The sequence below is a fragment of the Streptomyces sp. DSM 40868 genome (assembly GCF_011820545.1).
In the GTDB taxonomy this organism is placed as follows: domain Bacteria; phylum Actinomycetota; class Actinomycetes; order Streptomycetales; family Streptomycetaceae; genus Streptomyces; species Streptomyces eurythermus.
This window is the reverse complement of record NZ_CP050504.1, coordinates 8,177,162-8,191,939: the sequence shown is the minus strand read 5'-3', so window position 1 is coordinate 8,191,939 and position 14,778 is coordinate 8,177,162. Positions and strand designations below refer to the sequence as shown.

General features: G+C 70.8%; 16 protein-coding genes. 2 read left to right on the top strand and 14 right to left on the bottom strand.

Translation table 11 applies throughout. The annotated features are described in order from the left end of the window. Nucleotides 1-10: 10 nt before the first annotated feature. The 12 genes from HB370_RS36795 to HB370_RS36740 all read right to left on the bottom strand — a co-directional run bounded on the left by HB370_RS36795 (nt 11) and on the right by HB370_RS36740 (nt 9,733). Complete coding sequence (locus HB370_RS36795; RefSeq protein WP_030788613.1) at nt 11-271, bottom strand: phosphopantetheine-binding protein; 261 nt, start codon at nt 269-271, stop codon at nt 11-13. Between the two features lie 31 nt (nt 272-302). Next, a complete protein-coding gene (locus HB370_RS36790) occupies nt 303-1,583 on the bottom strand; it encodes a type III PLP-dependent enzyme (RefSeq protein ID WP_030788610.1) in 1,281 nt (426 codons plus the stop codon). Beyond that, nucleotides 1,580-2,977 (bottom strand): ATP-grasp domain-containing protein, encoded by a 1,398-nt coding sequence (locus HB370_RS36785; protein WP_030788607.1) that lies wholly within the window; start codon nt 2,975-2,977, stop codon nt 1,580-1,582. The genes HB370_RS36790 and HB370_RS36785 overlap by 4 nt, the downstream gene beginning before the upstream one ends. Nucleotides 2,978-2,982: 5 nt before the next feature. Next, nucleotides 2,983-3,933, bottom strand: a complete 951-nt coding sequence (locus HB370_RS36780) for a 3-oxoacyl-[acyl-carrier-protein] synthase III C-terminal domain-containing protein (protein ID WP_030788604.1) — start codon at nt 3,931-3,933, stop codon at nt 2,983-2,985. Nucleotides 3,934-3,942: 9 nt separating this feature from the next. After that, nucleotides 3,943-4,770, bottom strand: coding sequence for an SAM-dependent methyltransferase (locus tag HB370_RS36775; protein WP_030788601.1), 828 nt, complete (start codon nt 4,768-4,770; stop codon nt 3,943-3,945). Between the two features lie 21 nt (nt 4,771-4,791). Further along, on the bottom strand, nt 4,792-5,031 hold the full coding sequence (locus tag HB370_RS36770) for a phosphopantetheine-binding protein (protein WP_030788598.1): 240 nt from the start codon (nt 5,029-5,031) through the stop codon (nt 4,792-4,794). Between the two features lie 17 nt (nt 5,032-5,048). Next, on the bottom strand, nt 5,049-5,468 hold the full coding sequence (locus HB370_RS36765) for a 4'-phosphopantetheinyl transferase superfamily protein (protein WP_037702590.1): 420 nt from the start codon (nt 5,466-5,468) through the stop codon (nt 5,049-5,051). A gap of 1 nt (nt 5,469) precedes the next feature. Then, nucleotides 5,470-6,318: a hypothetical protein gene (locus HB370_RS36760; protein WP_030788591.1), complete on the bottom strand. Its 849-nt coding sequence runs from the start codon at nt 6,316-6,318 to the stop codon at nt 5,470-5,472. Then, nucleotides 6,318-7,184 carry a diiron oxygenase gene (locus HB370_RS36755; protein ID WP_030788588.1) on the bottom strand — a complete coding sequence of 289 codons (867 nt, stop codon included), beginning with the start codon at nt 7,182-7,184 and terminating at the stop codon, nt 6,318-6,320. Before HB370_RS36755 ends, HB370_RS36760 begins: the two co-directional genes overlap by 1 nt. A 274-nt stretch (nt 7,185-7,458) precedes the next feature. Further along, a complete protein-coding gene (locus HB370_RS36750; protein WP_030788584.1) occupies nt 7,459-8,328 on the bottom strand; it encodes an MBL fold metallo-hydrolase in 870 nt (289 codons plus the stop codon). A gap of 166 nt (nt 8,329-8,494) precedes the next feature. Continuing rightward, nucleotides 8,495-8,956 (bottom strand): ATP-binding protein, encoded by a 462-nt coding sequence (locus tag HB370_RS36745; protein ID WP_030788582.1) that lies wholly within the window; start codon nt 8,954-8,956, stop codon nt 8,495-8,497. A 54-nt stretch (nt 8,957-9,010) separates the two neighbouring features. Then, a complete protein-coding gene (locus HB370_RS36740) occupies nt 9,011-9,733 on the bottom strand; it encodes an FAD binding domain-containing protein (RefSeq protein WP_030788579.1) in 723 nt (240 codons plus the stop codon). A 365-nt stretch (nt 9,734-10,098) separates the two neighbouring features. On the opposite strand from HB370_RS36740, the gene HB370_RS36735 reads away from it, so the two are divergent. Further along, on the top strand, nt 10,099-10,518 hold the full coding sequence (locus HB370_RS36735) for a Rid family hydrolase (RefSeq protein ID WP_030788576.1): 420 nt from the start codon (nt 10,099-10,101) through the stop codon (nt 10,516-10,518). 261 nt (nt 10,519-10,779) lie between these two features. On the opposite strand, the gene HB370_RS36730 is transcribed toward HB370_RS36735, so the two are convergent. Next, the gene (locus tag HB370_RS36730; protein WP_030788573.1) at nt 10,780-11,346 is read right to left on the bottom strand and encodes a TetR/AcrR family transcriptional regulator; all 567 of its coding nucleotides are present in this window, start codon (nt 11,344-11,346) and stop codon (nt 10,780-10,782) included. Nucleotides 11,347-11,431: 85 nt separating this feature from the next. Between HB370_RS36730 and HB370_RS36725 the strand changes: the two genes are divergently transcribed. Further along, nucleotides 11,432-12,355: an SDR family oxidoreductase gene (locus tag HB370_RS36725; protein WP_030788570.1), complete on the top strand. Its 924-nt coding sequence runs from the start codon at nt 11,432-11,434 to the stop codon at nt 12,353-12,355. Between the two features lie 131 nt (nt 12,356-12,486). On the opposite strand, the gene HB370_RS36720 is transcribed toward HB370_RS36725, so the two are convergent. Continuing rightward, nucleotides 12,487-14,670 (bottom strand): MMPL family transporter, encoded by a 2,184-nt coding sequence (locus tag HB370_RS36720; protein ID WP_030788567.1) that lies wholly within the window; start codon nt 14,668-14,670, stop codon nt 12,487-12,489. Nucleotides 14,671-14,778 lie beyond the last annotated feature (108 nt).

Genomic DNA, 14,778 nt, shown 5'->3' with positions numbered 1-14,778 from the left:
GCGATCCGCCTCAGACTCCGCTGGTGGTCTGCTGGGACAGGACGTAGTCGGTGAGGGTGCCGACCGATTTGAAGTCGTCCATGTCGAGGTTCTCCGGGTCCACGGACACGTCGATGGCGTCCTCCAGCGCCATCAGCATCTCCAGGACCGAGGTGGAGTCCAGGTGCAGGTCCTCGAAGAGCCGGACCTCTTCGGTCAGGCCGGTGACGGGCTGCTCCAGCACCTCGCTGAGCGCCTTCTCGACGGCGTTGACCACGTCGTGACGTTCCATTGCCGATGTTCTCCTTCGGTGCCGGGTTCCTTCAGTGGCGGGTGAAGTCCACGAGGCGCTGCCTGTCGAGCAGGTCCTCCTTGCGGTCCCGTTCGCGGACGAGGTGGGCTCTCCCGCCGTGCACCAGGACCTCGGCGGGGAATCCGTGGCTGAGGAAGAGCCCGGGTGAGGCGGTCGGCCCGTAGGCGCCGGAGAGTTCGACACCGATCAGGTCGCCGGGCTCGACCCGCGGCAGCTGGACCTTCTTGCCGATGACGTCGTTGGGGGTGCACAGCGGCCCGGTGACCGTGTAGGTGTCCGCGGCCTCGTCGCCGTGCCGGCTCAACGACCGGATCGGGAAGTTGCGCTTGACGAAGCTGCCGATGCCCACCGCGGCCATGTGGTGGTTGGTGCCGCCGTCGGCGATCACGAACTTCTCGCCGAGGGACTCCTTGACGTACAGCGCGCGCACCACGTAGGTGCCGCAGGCCGCGACGAGGTAGCGCCCCAGCTCGTTGATCAGGCGGCAGCGCGGGTACTTGGCGGTGAAGGAGGCGACGGCCTCGTTGATGCCGGCGACCGTGGTCTCGATGTCGAGGCTCTTCTCGTTGTCGAAGTAGGCGACGCCGAATCCGCCGCCGAAGTCCACGGTCTCGGGGACGATGCCCAGCCGGTCCGACAGCTCGGCCGCCAGGGCGAGGATCTCCCGGGTGTTGTGCACGAGGTCGTCGGCGTTCAGGAAGCGCGTCCCCATGTACGCGTGGAAGCCGCGCACCCGCACCCGGCGCAGTGCGGCGATCAGCCCCCGGGAGCCGCGCAGTGTGTCGGCGTCGATGCCGAACTGCCGCGGCTTGCCGCCCATGGCCAGGCCGGACCCCTTGGTGTGGAAGTCGGGGTTGATGCGCAGCAGTGCGGTGACGTCGTCGCGCCCCAGCTCGGCCGCGATCTCCTCCAGGAGCGTGACCTCCTCCAGGGACTCGCACACCACCGCGTGGATGCCGGCGGTGACGCACGCCTCCAGCTCGGCGCGGGTCTTGCCCGGTCCCAGGAAGATGACGTTCTCGGGCGCGATGCCGGCCCGCCGTACCGTCATCAGCTCGACCATCGAGGAGATCTCGGCCCCGGCGCCCAGTGAGGCGAGGTAGCCGCACACGCTGACGTTGGGGTTGGCCTTGAGGGAGTAGAAGATGTCGACGGCGGGGTGCAGCCGCTCCCTCAGCGAGGTGTAGACGGAGTGCAGTACGTCGGCGTCGTAGAGGAACAGCGGGGTGCCGAACTCCTCCGCGATCCGTGACACCGGTATGCCCTGTACGTGGAGTTCCCGACTGCTCATGGCGTCCTCCCGGCTGTGTTCAGTCGGTCGAGCGCGGCCTCGACCCGGCGGTCCAGCGCGTCGAGTCCCTCGCGGTCCCCGGCGAACAGCATGGTGTAGAGCCGGCCGTTGAAGTGGGGCGCCGGCGTGGTCGGTTCGCCGGCGAGCACGTCGCCGGCCTGGGCGTTGACCGTCCCGAAGCAGGTGATGACGAGCCCGTCCCCGTCGTGGGGCGGTTCGGCGAGGGCGCCGAGCGCGTCGGTGACCGCCTCGAACGGCAGGGGTTCGGCGAGCCGCAGCGGGTAGTGCCTGGCCAGTGCGGCTCCTCCGGGGCGGCCGAAGCGCTCGGTGACCCGTCCCTGGTAACTGGACATGTTCAGCCGGGCGTTGATCTCCAGGACCGGGTAGACCAGGTCGTCGGCCCCGAGCAGGGCGTCCACGCCGACGACGCCGAAGAAGCCGTCCGCGTACAGGCGGCCGCCCAGTGCCACGGCGGCCGTCGCCAGTTCGTCCTGCTGGGCCGGGGTGAGGTCGGCGGGCATGACGTGGCCGAGGTGCACACCACCGGAGGTGAGGGCCTGCTTGACGAAGTCCAAGCGCACCCGGCCGCGGCGGTCGACGGTGAACTGGTAGTTGAGGTCGAACCGTTTGGGCAGGAACGCCTCCACGACGACGTGCAGCGCGTCGTCACCGCGGTTCGCGGCCCTGCGCTCGACCATGCGCAGCAGCCGGTCGGCCTTCCTGCGGCTGTCCAGGACCAGCAGGCCCTTGCCCGAGACGCCGTAGGCGTCCTTGACGATCACCGGCCGGTCCTCGCCCAGTTGCCTCTCGAGGGCGTGCCGCAGCTGCCCCACCGTCTCGCAGCAGTGGCCGGGGATGGTGCGCAGCCCCAGCTCCTCGGCCACGCGCCGGCTGTAAATCTTGCTGTTGACGCGTTCGTAGGTGGCGGCGTCGGGCACCGCGGGGCGCAGCCCGGTCAGCTCGCCGATGCGCTCCTCCTGGGCGGAGTTGCCCATGGGCATCAGGTAGGCGCCGTCCCGGGCGATCCGGCGCAGCCGCTCCAGGAGTTCCGGGGAGTCCAGCACGGCCGCGCCGGTGCCGCCGGCCGCGGCGGGCGCGGCGGTGACCAGCTCGGTGGGGGCTCCCAGGCCCGTCTTCTCGGCGTAGCTCCGGTAACCCTCGTCCAGCGGGCGGTCGAGGAGCAGGTAGTCGGCGGGCTCGGCCAGGAGGGCGCCCAGTTCCTCCATGCGCTGCACGGTGGCGGCCGTGGCGGAGCCCCGCGCCGCCGGAAGGCCGGTGTAGGAGCGCGCCCACTGGTTCTCCACCTCGAAGTTGCACAGCCATACGAACCGGGCGTCCCGGTCGCCGGTGAGCGCCTCTTTCAGGCCCGCGGTGTAGCCGTCGTCGAAGGACATCGCGTTCACCGCTTCCTGTGCCTGATCACCATGGCGCCGAAGGTGGCGCCGAGGCCGACGGAGACCAGGACGTAGTAGCGGCCGTCGGCCAGGCGGTCCTGGTCGCGCAGGGTCGTGTAGTTCACGAAGACGTCGGAGGCGTAGGTGTGGCTGTAGTGCGCGACGTTGTCCAGGAAGAACTTCTCCGGGTCGGCTTCCATCTCCTTGATCGTCTGGCGCCAGGAGACCATGTTCACGTTGTGCGGGACCACCAGGTCGACGTCGTCGAAGGAGAGTCCCGCCGCGTCCACGGCCTCGTTGATCACCTCGCCGAGCACGGTGCCGTAGACCTGCCCGAAGCCCTGTGTCTCCTCCTTCGTCATCTCCAGCCCGGCGGCGTACTCGCCGAGCGTGCGGGTGACGAAGGACAGCACCTCGTCGCCGGGGCCGCCCACGGTCACCAGGCAGGCGGCCGCCGCGTCGGCCATGATGGCGCTGTTGGGGATGAGCTGCACCTTCGGCGAGTACGCCCGCTCGCCGGTGACCATCAGCGCGTACGCCCCCTCGGGCGCCTCGGCACGCAGCAGTTCGCCCGCCAGGTCGATCGCGCCCAGGCTGCTGACGCACGCCTGGTGGGTCAGCGCGAAGGCCTCCGCGTCGTGCAGCCCCAGGCCCTCGCGGATCGTCGCGGCGGTGTCGACGTCCGGCGGGGCGACGGCCTGCACGGTGTGCGCGTAGATGACGTACTCGACCCTGCGTCCCTCGGGCAGCGCCGCCAGCGCGCGGCGTGCCGCCGGGAGCACCAGGTCGAACAGGCCGGTGTCCGGGTCGAAGCGGAGCCGGTCCAGTCCGTAGATCTTGCGGAAGACGCCCACCTCGGCGCGTCTGAGCCCGAGGCTCGCGGCCACGTCGTCGATGCGGACGCTGCGTTCGGGGAGGAACGACTCGATCCTCTCCAGCGTCGTCGCGGTGCTCACCCGGCCTCCTCAGCTGCCCGCGTACTCGGCCCGGACGAGCCAGCTGCGGGCCACGCCCCGGCGGTCGCGCGGCTGCACCTCGTACGGCCAGCGGCCCTCGCCCGCGCCGGGGTCGCCGGGCTCGCGCAGATCCCGTACCTTCCAGCCCGAGGCGGCCAGGAAGTCCTCCGGCTCGTCGGTCCCGAACAGCCACGGCGTGCCGTCTTCCTTCAGTCCCTTCAGGAACGACTGGGAGAACGGGCTGCGCAGCAGCGCCTTGCTGACGAAGTCCACGGCGAGCCAGCTGCCGGGGGCGGAGGCCGACCCCAGGGTGCGCAGCAGGTGGACGACCTGTTCCTCGGTGAGGAAGAACATCAGTCCCTCGGCGATCCACAGCGTCGGCCTGGCCGGGTCGAAGCCGGCCTGCTTCAGGGCGGGCAGCCAGTCCTGGGCGAGGTCGGCCTTCACCTCGACGCGCTCGACGGCGGCCCGGCCGCCCAGCCGGGCGAGGCGGGCGCGCTTCTCCTCCATCAAGGCCTCGTGGTCGATCTCGTACACCGTCGTGCCCGCGGGCCACGTCAGGCGGAACGCCCGGGTGTCCATTCCGGCGGCCACGAGGACCACCTGCCGGACGTCGCCGTCCCGCAGCACGGTGTCGACGCTGTCGTCGAAGTACCTGGTGCGGATCGCGATGAACGGGATCAGTCCGCCACCGCCGTACTTGTCGAGCAGTTCGAAGCCGCGCGGCGCCGCGAGTGCGCGGGCGAACGGGTCCTCGAACATGGCGTCCCCGGTGCGTTCCGACTCCAGGGCGCGAGCGGCCGCCGTCCACTGGGCCGTATACGAAACAGCTTCCACGTCCCTTACCTCCGTAAGAAGTCAGACCGCCGCGAAAAACGCCTTCTCGATGGAGGAGAGGGTCTGGAAATCGCGAATGTCGATGTTGTCGAAGTCGATCTCGACGCCACTGGCGCCCTCGATCGCGTAGACGAGTTCGACGAAGGACAGCGAGTCGACCAGGCGGCTCTCGATGAGGTTCTCGTCCGGCGCGACGTCATCCCGTTCCGGGTGCCGGCTCAGAATCCACGAACGTATTTCCTCGATGCCTGCGGAAGCCATTTCAACTCCTCAGTCTGTCAAGCCGATTCGAGTTGTTGGTGTGCTTCCTTCTCCGTGGCCGTGTCGCAGAACGCGACCGCCACGGCGAAGGGATCGTCGTGCGCGATGCTCACTTCGATGTGTCCGACACGGGCGTCCCGTGCCAGTCGTGCGGCGCGGCCGCTCAGCCTCACCACGGGCCGCCCGCCGTTCTCCTTCAGGATTTCGATGCCGAGCCACGGCATGGGCTGCCCGGCCGCGTGGAACAGTTTGAAGACGGCCTCCTTGGCGGCCAGCCGTCCGGCGATTCCCGGAATGTCCGGCCCGCTCTCCGTGACGCAGAGCCCGAGTTCCTCCGCCGAGAGCATGCGGGGGAGGACGGGTTCCGCCTCCGGCGTCAGGAGCCGGCTCACCCGGGCGAAGGGGACCAGATCGATCCCGACTCGCCCCGGGAGCATGTCAGGAGACCCGTTCGGCTGCCGCCCGGACGGCTTCCAACGCCTGGTGCGCGTCGCCGTCGTGCTGGTCCAGCAGGACCGCCAGCCAGCGTTCCAGACCGAAGGCGACGCAGCTGGTGTAGGCGTGTTCGTCGCTGTTCTCGCGGCGGATGTTGCACCGTTCCCCGAAGAAGTTGCGGTGCGTGTTGACCGAGGCGATGGCCAGATCGCCCGCCTGGAACTCGTACTTCACGGGGCTGAGCCTCGACAGCAGGGCGCGCGCCCCGTCGTTCTCGAAGAACGGGTCCGTCGCGGCCACCTTCTCCAGGCCGAGGGACAGGGCCCCGGAGAACTCCAGGATCCGTTCGGTGAACCGGGCGATGGTGTCCTGGGTGTGCTCGTACGAGCCCAGCGCGACGATCTCGCGCATCTGGAAGCTGAGCAGCCGGCGCAGCCCGCCGTAGTGCTCCTCGTTGCGGAAGCACCGGTTGACCAGGGTGATCAGGGTCTCGTCGGGGACGTGGGAGTTCTCGTGGTGGAGGTAGGCCCCGTAGCAGGTGGCGTGCGGGAGCCCGAGTCGCGCCCCGAGCAGGCTCTCGGGGGCGAACCCGCCGTCCGAGGGCTTGCCGGAGCCCGTGTCGAGGTCGAGGCCCGTCCCTACCAGGGCGAGGTGGGGGAAGTTCGTGTAGACGTCGAACTTCTCCAGGTCCCGGACCGGGTAGACCGGCGGCGGGAGGATCTCGCGGGCGCCCTGCGCGCGTCCCCAGCCGGAGAAGACGGCGTCCAGTTCCCTGAGGAGGTCGGTCTGGTCCGGCGGGAGGATGACGAGCGCGTCGCCGGTGCCCAGGTCGAACCGCGTGGTGGGCGGCATCAGATGATTCCCGCCTTCTGAAGGAACTTGGTGGTCTTCCGGAAGACGCTCTGCTCGAACTGCGCCCGGGTCGGCGCCTGAAGCAGTTCCCGGCGGAGCTCCTGCGGCTTCTCCACGCCCGCGTCCCGGTACACCTGCGGGTTGAAGAGCGACTCGAAGCTGTACGTCATGTAGCGCTTGATGTAGGCCGACACATCGGCCAGTTCCTGCTCGGTCGAGTTCTTCTTGACCTCGGCGAAGAGGGCGGAGACCAGTTCGCGGCCGAAGGCGATGTGCCGGGACTCGTCCTGGTGGTGGATCCGGTTGATGGCCCGGATCGTCTCGTGCAGACGGGTGTCCAGGGCCATCTTGGAGTTGAAGTGGTCGACCAGCTCCTCGAAGATGAGGATGCGGGCGAACACCAGCAGGCTCTCCACGTCCGAGCGGGGTATCTCCGCGCTCGCGCCGGCCGGCTGACGGTAGATCTTCTTGCCGTAGCGCAGGCAGAACTCGGCGAAGAACCACATGTGCTCGTTCTCCTCACCGATGAAGTGGTGGAAGAACTCGGACGGGGTCTCGAACCCCGAGGTGTGGATCCTCTTCGTCACCTCGATGAGAAGTTCACGGATTCCGTGGACGTTGAGGCTGTAGAAGTTGATGCTCTCGTAGCGGGACAGCGCGTAAAGCTGTTCCTGCGTCAGCCTCTCGGCCGCGGCCGTCCCGTACGTGGTGGTGAGTTCGGGACTCATCCACCACATGTTCTCGGGAAGTCGGTCCGGCCACTCGAAGAGCTTGTAGGGATTGTAGTAATCCTCGACCGACTTCGAGCTCAGCCGTTCCAGAATATCCAGGAAACGGTCATTCTGATCTATCAGAACGCTGACCACGCCGCTTGTCCTCCGAGTCCGTCCGAAGCAAGTGCCCGCTGACAGGAGACTTCTTGGCATGTACCGAATTTCCGGTGCCGCCCAAGACCATATGTACGATGCATGGCCCGTGCAATGACCGAAAGCGGACTGTCCTCTACCGGTCAGCAGGACCCCGCCCGTCACCGCTGCGTAACCGCGCCCTTACCCCGGCGCCGTGGGCCGTGCCCGAGGCGAGGCCGGCGCAGTGGGACATCCTGGAGCGGTTGAGCGGCGTCACGGATACTTCCGCCGCTCACCAGCGCACGGCCGTGAAGTCGACCGGCCGGGGTTGCAGCAGGCGGGTGCGTTCCGTCAGGTCGCGCAGACGGCGGGACATCTCGTCCACCGGCAGCCGGCGGCGGTCGCCGTGGCCCGGCAGCACCCATTCGAACCGCAGCCGGTGCGCCGTCCGGGCCAGGGACGCGGCCAGTTCCTCGATGGAGTACCAGGTCACGCTGTCGGCGACCTCCAGGTCCGCGGTGGTCCGGGACCAGTAGAAGCTGTCGCCGCTGAAGCAGTACCGGTCGTCGGCGAGGTACAGGACGCTGCCCCGGGTGTGTCCGGGCAGGGGGTGGACGGTGACGCCTTCGGCGATCTCCCGTGGTTCCAGCCCGCGGATCACCTGGTCCGCGTCCGGCGCCGCGTCCAGGTCGCCTTCGTGGATCCACAGCCGGGCACCGAAGTGGTCGGCGTAGCGGCGGCCGTGCGCGGCGTGGTCGCGATGGGTGAGCAGCACATCGGTCACGGGGCCGTCGGCCGAGTAGCGCTCGGCGAGTTCGGGGCTCCAGCGCGGGGTGTCGATCATCATCCGGGTGCCGGCCGGCCGCAGCAGCAGGTACGAGTTGGCGCCGGCGGTGTGCGTCGAGTTGTGGCCGCAGATCAGCACGCCGTCGTCCAGGGCCAGCGGGAACGGGTCCAGCGACGGGTCCACGCGGCCGGTCGCCGGCCGGATCGAGCGGGTGTGGCAGGCGAAGACCGCCGCGTGCAGGCTCCGGTTCTCCGCCTCGTCGGCGGGCGGGCGCAGGATCCGCGACCTCCCGTCGGCCTCGTCGATCAGCTCGGGCGCGAACTGCCGGGCCACATCGCAGTTCGTGCAGCGGTCGTCCACAAACCATCCGTCCACGGCTGGGCTCCTTCCTCACGGGCGGCCCCCGGCCGGTGCCGCCCCCTTCCAGGGGTATCCCGCCGGCCGCCCGAACCGTAAGCCCCTTCCGATCTTGTACTTTCCGCACCCGGGCGCTCTGGGCACCGGACGCGACACGGTCCGCGGCGGATGCCTTCGGGCCGGCTCAGGGCCGTACGTCGAAGCCGCCCCGGCCGTCGAACCGCACCTCGTGCACCGCGTCGAACCCGTCCGCCACCGAGGGCCTGCGCAGCCTCTTGAGGGTGGCGAGGACGCCGACGTCGGGGACCCGGCCGCGGCTCTCGCGGGCGGCGTTGCGGCGCAGGGAACCCGGTACGTCGGGCGGGAACCAGTAGGCCGTGACGGTGGCCCCGTGGGCCCGGGCCGCCGCCACCAGCGGGGCCCACTCCTGCGGCGACGGGTTGGTGTTGTCCACGGCCACGGGCCGGCCCGCCGCCAGGTGCTCGGTGACCAGCCGCATCTGCCGGGCCTGCTTGTTCCTCGCGCCGCGCGGGAACAGATCCTTGCCGACCAGCTCGTACCGGTCGGACAGGCACCGCGCGTAGAACGTGGACTTCCCGGAGGCCTGCAGCCCGACCAGTACCACCAGGTCCGCCTGTGTCGCCATACCGCCACTGTGGCACGCCGCCGGCCGGGCGCCGAGCCTCCCGGGTGGCGGCCCTCAGTTCTGCCCGCTGCCCTCCAGCAGGCCGGTGACCTGCGGGCGGACGGCTTCCCAGGCGGTGGCCGGCAGATCGCCGAGGGCCGTGTCCCGCAGGGCGTCGAGGGCGTCCTCGGCGCCGGTGTCGCACCGGGTGGTGCCGGTGAGCACGTCGTAGCCGTCCCGTACGGCGACGCGCAGGCGGCGCCGCTCACCGTCCTCGGCGTGCAGGGCCGAGGCCACGACGAGGGGCGGCTCCCCGCCGGGCTCGGCGGGCAGCTTGCGGTAGGCCGAGGCGAGGGGCGCGCGCCAGTGCAGACCGAGCAGCACGGGGCGTTTGGCGACCACCTCGGCCAGGTCCGCCTCGCGGACCCCTTCGGGCTCCAGGACCGTGGCCCGGGCGTCCAGGGCCAGGGCGGGCGGCAGCAGGCAGCGCAGCGTACTGCCGACGATGTTGCCGCCGACCGTCGCGGTCCGCCGCACGGCGCCGGTGCCGATCGTGGCGGCGGCCAGCCGCAGGACGTCCGGCGCGGTCGCGTCGATCCGGTGCAGCAGCACGGCGCCGCCCAGGGTCTCCCGCCCGACGGCGTTCGCCTCCGGCACCTCCCTCAGCGACACCGCCAGTCCGGGGAATCCGTCGCGCTGCCAGGTCGCCCAGAGGAGCGTCGCCCCGCCGATCGGCACGGCCCCGTCGGCGAGGCACTGCCGGGCTTCCGGTACGGACGTGGGCAGACGCAACAGCACAGCGGCCGACCTGCCTTTCTGGACTCGGGACGCGGGGGCGTCTCTGGGCTCGGGCTCGGGCTCGGGATACGGGGCGTCTCCGGGCCCGGGACGCCGGGCGGACGGCCGACGGCCACCTGCCCGTCGACAGCGCAGTCTTCTCGCGCGGCGGGGGGCGCGTACAGGGCTCACACGAGCATGCGGCGCGCGCTCACGCTGCGCCGGCCGGCCGCCGCGGCGGAGGGGAGCGTGCCACTCTCGGGAAGGGTGGAATGGCCGGTGACCGGCGGGTGTTGGAGAGGCGGAAGGCGGCTGTCGCCCTCGTACCGCATGCGGCGTACCCCGTCTCCCGGGGCGGCCGTGCCCGACGGAAGGAAGCACCATCCATGGCCCGCGACGCGCGCACGATCACCAACCCGGCCACCCTGCACGACCCGACCCCGTTCGGCTACAGCCACGCCGTATCGGCGCCCGGCGCGCTCGTCTTCATCGCGGGCCAGTACGCCTCCGACGCCGACGGCGCCCCGGTGCCCGGCGACTTCGCCGCGCAGGTCGAGCTGGCCTTCGACCGGTTGCGGCTGGCCCTGGAGGCGGAGGGGCTCGGGTACGAACACGTGGTCCGGCTCGGCACGTTCGTCGTCGACCACGACGCCGCGAAGCTGGAGGTCCTCGGCAAGGCCCTGCTCGCGCGCTTCGGGGACCGGCTGCCGGCCCAGACGTTGAGCGGCGTGGCGTCCCTCGCGCTGCCCGGCATGCTGTTCGAGGTCGACGCGGTCGCCGTCCGCCCGACCGCGCCGCAGGTGTGACGGGCGCCCGCCCGCATCACTCCGTTCCGCTCATCGCCGTAGACCCCGGGCGCCGGTGCCCGTACGGGCCACGGCGGCCGAGGGTACGGCGCACGGCCGACGGCTACGACCCGAACGGCGACCGGCCCCGGTGCGCGCACTGCCGACCGGGGCCGAGTGTCCCGCCGTACGCGCCTTCAGGACACTGCCCGCCGGAAACCGCCGTACCCCGGCACCACGGCCCGGCGGGGCCGCATCGCCGTACCGGAGCCCCCGCCGCCGTCACTCCCCGGCCGCCACCGCCCTGAAGGCGCTCAGCGCTTCCCGTACCGACTCGGTCATGTCCCGTTCCCCGTCGTCCGCGAGCCAGCGTTCGAAGCCGATTCTGAAGACGGCCACCCCGGCCTCCGCGGCCAGACCGGCGGCGGGCTCGGTGACGCCGCGGCGGCGCAGGGTGTCGGCGAGGGCCGCCGACAGGGAGGCGAGTTTGATCAGCTCGCGTTCCCGGAGTTCCGCGTTCGCCGTGATGACGGCGTGCCGTGCGCGCGCGTAGGCCCGCCGGCCGGCGAATGTCTCGCTGACCGCGTCGAGTCCGCGGGCCAGCGCGTCGATGGGCGCCGCGCTCTCGGGGGCGTCGGCGACCGCCCGGACGAACAGTTCCTGGAGCTCGCCGGCGCCGGAGAACAGCACCTCGCGCTTGTCGGCGTAGTGGCGGAAGAAGGTCCGCTCGGTCAGGCCGGCCCGTTTGGCGATCTCGGCGACCGTCGTCTGTTCGTAGCCCCGCTCGCGGTAGAGCTCCAACGCCGCATCCGCCAGGCGCCCGCGCGCGTTCGGCTCCCATCTGCTCATGACCGGGATCCTAGCGATGTCAGTGACTGTCATCGAGTGCTAGGGTCGATGACAGTCACTGACATCACTAGTCGGGAGTTCCCCCATGCGTTTCTTCGTGACCGGCGCGTCCGGCTGGATCGGCTCCGCCCTCGTGCCCGACCTCTTGACCGCCGGGCACCAGGTCGTCGGGCTGGCCCGCTCCGACGCCTCCGCCGCCGCGCTGACCGGGGCCGGGGCGGAGGCCGTCCGCGGCGACCTCGACGACCTCGACGTCCTGCGGGCGACGGCCGCCGCCTCGGACGGCGTGATCCACCTCGCCTTCAAGCACGATCTCGCCTTCGGCGGCGACTTCGAGGGGGCCGGCGCAGCCGACCGCCGCGCCGTCGACGCCCTCGGCGAGGCGCTCGCCGGCACCGGCCGGCCCTTCGTCCTGGCATCCGGACTGGCCGGTCTCGCGCCGGGGCGGGTGGCGACCGAGCGGGACATGCCCCCGGCCGACGGTTCGGCCGCCGCCATCCGGGGGGCCACCGCCGAGGCCGTGCTCGCGCTCGCCTCGCGCGGTGTCCGCTCCTCCGTCGTGCGGCTCTCCCCCACCTGCCACGGCGCCGGGGACAACGGCTTCATGGCGATGCTGGTCGCCACCGCCCGCGCCAAGGGCGTCTCCGGGTACATCGGCGACGGCGCCAACCGCTGGCCGGCCGTGCACCGGCTCGACGCCGCGCGGCTGTTCCGGCTCGCGGCCGAGAAGGCACCCGCCGGATCGGTGCTGCACGGCGCAGCCGAGGAGGGCATCGCCCTGAGGGACATCGCGGAGGTCATCGGCCGCCGCCTCGGTGTGCCCACGGTGTCCGTGGCGCCCGAGGACGCGGTCGGCCACTTCACCTGGATGAGCCACTTCCTCGGCGTCGACGCCGCCGCGTCGAGCACCCTGACCCGCGAACTGGTGGGCTGGGAGCCCGTACACCCCGGACTCCTGGCGGACCTGGACCAGGAGCACTACTTCCAGGTGTCCGCCGACGCCGGGTGACCGGGCGGGAAGCGATGACCGGCCGGTGGGCGGCAGCCGGCCGGAAGGCGGTGACCGGCCGGCAAGCGGCATGAAAAAAGTCCTGCCGGGCCAAGCGGCCCGGCAGGACTCGTCTCTCGTCGCGGTCGCCGCTAGCCGCGGCGGCCCGCCGGATCGTGGGTGGTGGTGTCCCGGTCCTCGTCGTGCCGGACCGTACCGGAACCGGCCGCCCCGGCGTCCGGCGTCTCGGCCCGGTCCCCGTGGCCCGGCCACCAGGCGGCGTGGCCGATCAGGGCCGTGAGGCTCGGGGTGAAGAACATCGCCATGACGAACGCGGCCACCACGATGCCGAAGGAGACCGCGAAGCCCATCTCCGACAGCAGCGAGTTGCCCGCCAGCATCATCGTGGCGAAGGTCGCCGCCAGGATGAAGCCCGCCGCGGCCACGGTCGGCCCGGCGTGCCGCAGGGCCATGCCGGCCGCCTCACGCGGCTCCCGGCCCGCGCGGGCCTCCTCACGCAGCCGGGCGATCATGAGGATGTTGTAGTCGGTGCCGATCGCGACCACGAAGAGGTACATGATCACCGGCAGCATGAACATCAGACCCGAGTGGCCCTGCCCGTTCTGGAAGATCCACACGGTGGCGCCGAGGGTGGCGCCGAAGCCGAGGCCCACGGAGGCGATCAGGTACCAGGGGGCGACCACACTGCGCAGCAGCAGCCCCAGGATGACCATGATGAGGAGGGCGGCGACCGGGAAGACCGTCCGGTAGTCGTGGTTGACCGCCGCGTCGATGTCCTTGTAGATCGAGGACATGCCGCCGACGAACGCCTCGGTGCCGTCGGGCGCCGCCGAGTGGGCGACGTCGCGGACCCGGCCCACGGCGTCGATCGCCTTGTCCGTCGACGCCTCGTACTTCAGCGTGACGGTGAAGTCGGCGGTGGTGCCCTCCTTGTTGAGCTGGGTCATGCGGGCGCTGGCGACGCCGTCCACCTCGCCCAGCTTCCGCGCGTACTCCTTGAACCGGGACCCGTCCAGCTGCTTGCCGTCGGTGCTGGACAGATAGACGTCGGTGGGGGCCGCCGCGCCCGCCGAGTACGCCTTCTGCATCTCGTCCTGGACGACCATGGACTCCTTGGTCTTGGGCATGGAGCCCGAGGCCAGGTCGAAGGTCGCCTTGTAGCCGAGGGTGCCGATGGACAGGACCAGCAGGACGAGCCCGGAGACGACGGCGGTCAGCGCCGGGCGGCGCTGGACACCTCGGCCGAGGGCGGCGAAGCGGGCGTTCTGCGGTTCCTTCTGCCAGGACTTCGACGGCCAGAAGACCTTCGGCCCGATCAGCGAGACCACGGCGGGGATCAGGGTCAGGCCGGCGACCAGGGTGGCGCCGACCGCGATGGCGAGCGCCGGGCCCATCTGCTTCAGGAAGCCCAGCGTGGACAGCACCAGGGCGAGGAAGGCGATGATGACCGCTCCGGCCGCCGAGGCGATGGCCTCGCCGACCCGGTCCACCGCGTTGATCATGGCCTGCTTGGGTTCGTCCCCGGCGCGCAGGCTCTCGCGGTAGCGGAATATCAGGAACAGGAAGTAGTCGGTGCCGACGCCGAAGAGCACGACGATGAGGATCGAGGAGATCGAGCTGTTGGCCTGGAGGCCGAACAGCTTGGTGGCGTAGGCGATCAGACCGTTGGCGACGGCGGACACCAGGCCGATCAGCACCAGGGGCAGTACGGCGAGGATCGGCGCCCGGAAGATGATCAGCAGGGTCACCAGGATGATGACGAAGGTGCCGATACCGATCAGCGCCTCGCCGCGCTTGGACGAGTCCTGCTGGTCGAGTGCCTGCGCCGCGGAACCGCCGAGCTTGACGTCGAGATGCGTACCCTTGGCCAGTTCCTTGGCCTGTTCACGCAACTCCTTCGCCGCATCGGCCTGTTTGGGCTGACCGGCGTTCTTGCTGTCCATCTGCACCAGGGTCATGGTGTACTTGCCGTCCTTCGACGGCGGGCCGGGGACGACCTTCTGCACCTGGTCGATGTGCTTCTTGCCCAGCTCGGTGGTGATCCGGGCGACATCCTTCTGGTCGGCGGCGGTGAGCTTGCCGCCGTCGGTGCGCTGGTAGAGCGCGATCGCGGACGGGGTGAAGGCGCTGGGGAACGCCTTCTGCTGGAGATCCGCCGCTTTGATGGACTCGTAACTCTTGGGTAGGAAACTGCTCTCGTCACTGTTCGAGGGCAGGCTCGGTGCGGTGGCGACTATCGCCACCGCGGCGATCAGCCACGCCACGATCGTCCAAATGGGATGACGGACGACGGCGGTGCCTATTCGTCGGAACATGCGGAGGGTCCTCCTGGGAAGGAAGATCACCGCAGCCCGGGGAGCGGTCCCTGGCATCGGCGACCCCGACCGGCACGCATGGAACGGGCCGGTCGCATGGTTGTCTTG

What these genes read in the sequence shown, in the direction of transcription:
- HB370_RS36795 (WP_030788613.1), bottom strand. Translation starts at nt 271, where the DNA reads ATGGAACGTCACGACGTGGTCAACGCCGTCGAGAAGGCGCTCAGCGAG.
- HB370_RS36790 (WP_030788610.1), bottom strand. Translation starts at nt 1,583, where the DNA reads ATGAGCAGTCGGGAACTCCACGTACAGGGCATACCGGTGTCACGGATC.
- HB370_RS36785 (WP_030788607.1), bottom strand. Translation starts at nt 2,977, where the DNA reads ATGTCCTTCGACGACGGCTACACCGCGGGCCTGAAAGAGGCGCTCACC.
- HB370_RS36770 (WP_030788598.1), bottom strand. Translation starts at nt 5,031, where the DNA reads ATGGCTTCCGCAGGCATCGAGGAAATACGTTCGTGGATTCTGAGCCGG.
- HB370_RS36765 (WP_037702590.1), bottom strand. Translation starts at nt 5,468, where the DNA reads ATGCTCCCGGGGCGAGTCGGGATCGATCTGGTCCCCTTCGCCCGGGTG.
- HB370_RS36760 (WP_030788591.1), bottom strand. Translation starts at nt 6,318, where the DNA reads ATGCCGCCCACCACGCGGTTCGACCTGGGCACCGGCGACGCGCTCGTC.
- HB370_RS36745 (WP_030788582.1), bottom strand. Translation starts at nt 8,956, where the DNA reads ATGGCGACACAGGCGGACCTGGTGGTACTGGTCGGGCTGCAGGCCTCC.
- HB370_RS36735 (WP_030788576.1), top strand. Translation starts at nt 10,099, where the DNA reads ATGGCCCGCGACGCGCGCACGATCACCAACCCGGCCACCCTGCACGAC.
- HB370_RS36730 (WP_030788573.1), bottom strand. Translation starts at nt 11,346, where the DNA reads ATGAGCAGATGGGAGCCGAACGCGCGCGGGCGCCTGGCGGATGCGGCG.
- HB370_RS36725 (WP_030788570.1), top strand. Translation starts at nt 11,432, where the DNA reads ATGCGTTTCTTCGTGACCGGCGCGTCCGGCTGGATCGGCTCCGCCCTC.
- HB370_RS36720 (WP_030788567.1), bottom strand. Translation starts at nt 14,670, where the DNA reads ATGTTCCGACGAATAGGCACCGCCGTCGTCCGTCATCCCATTTGGACG.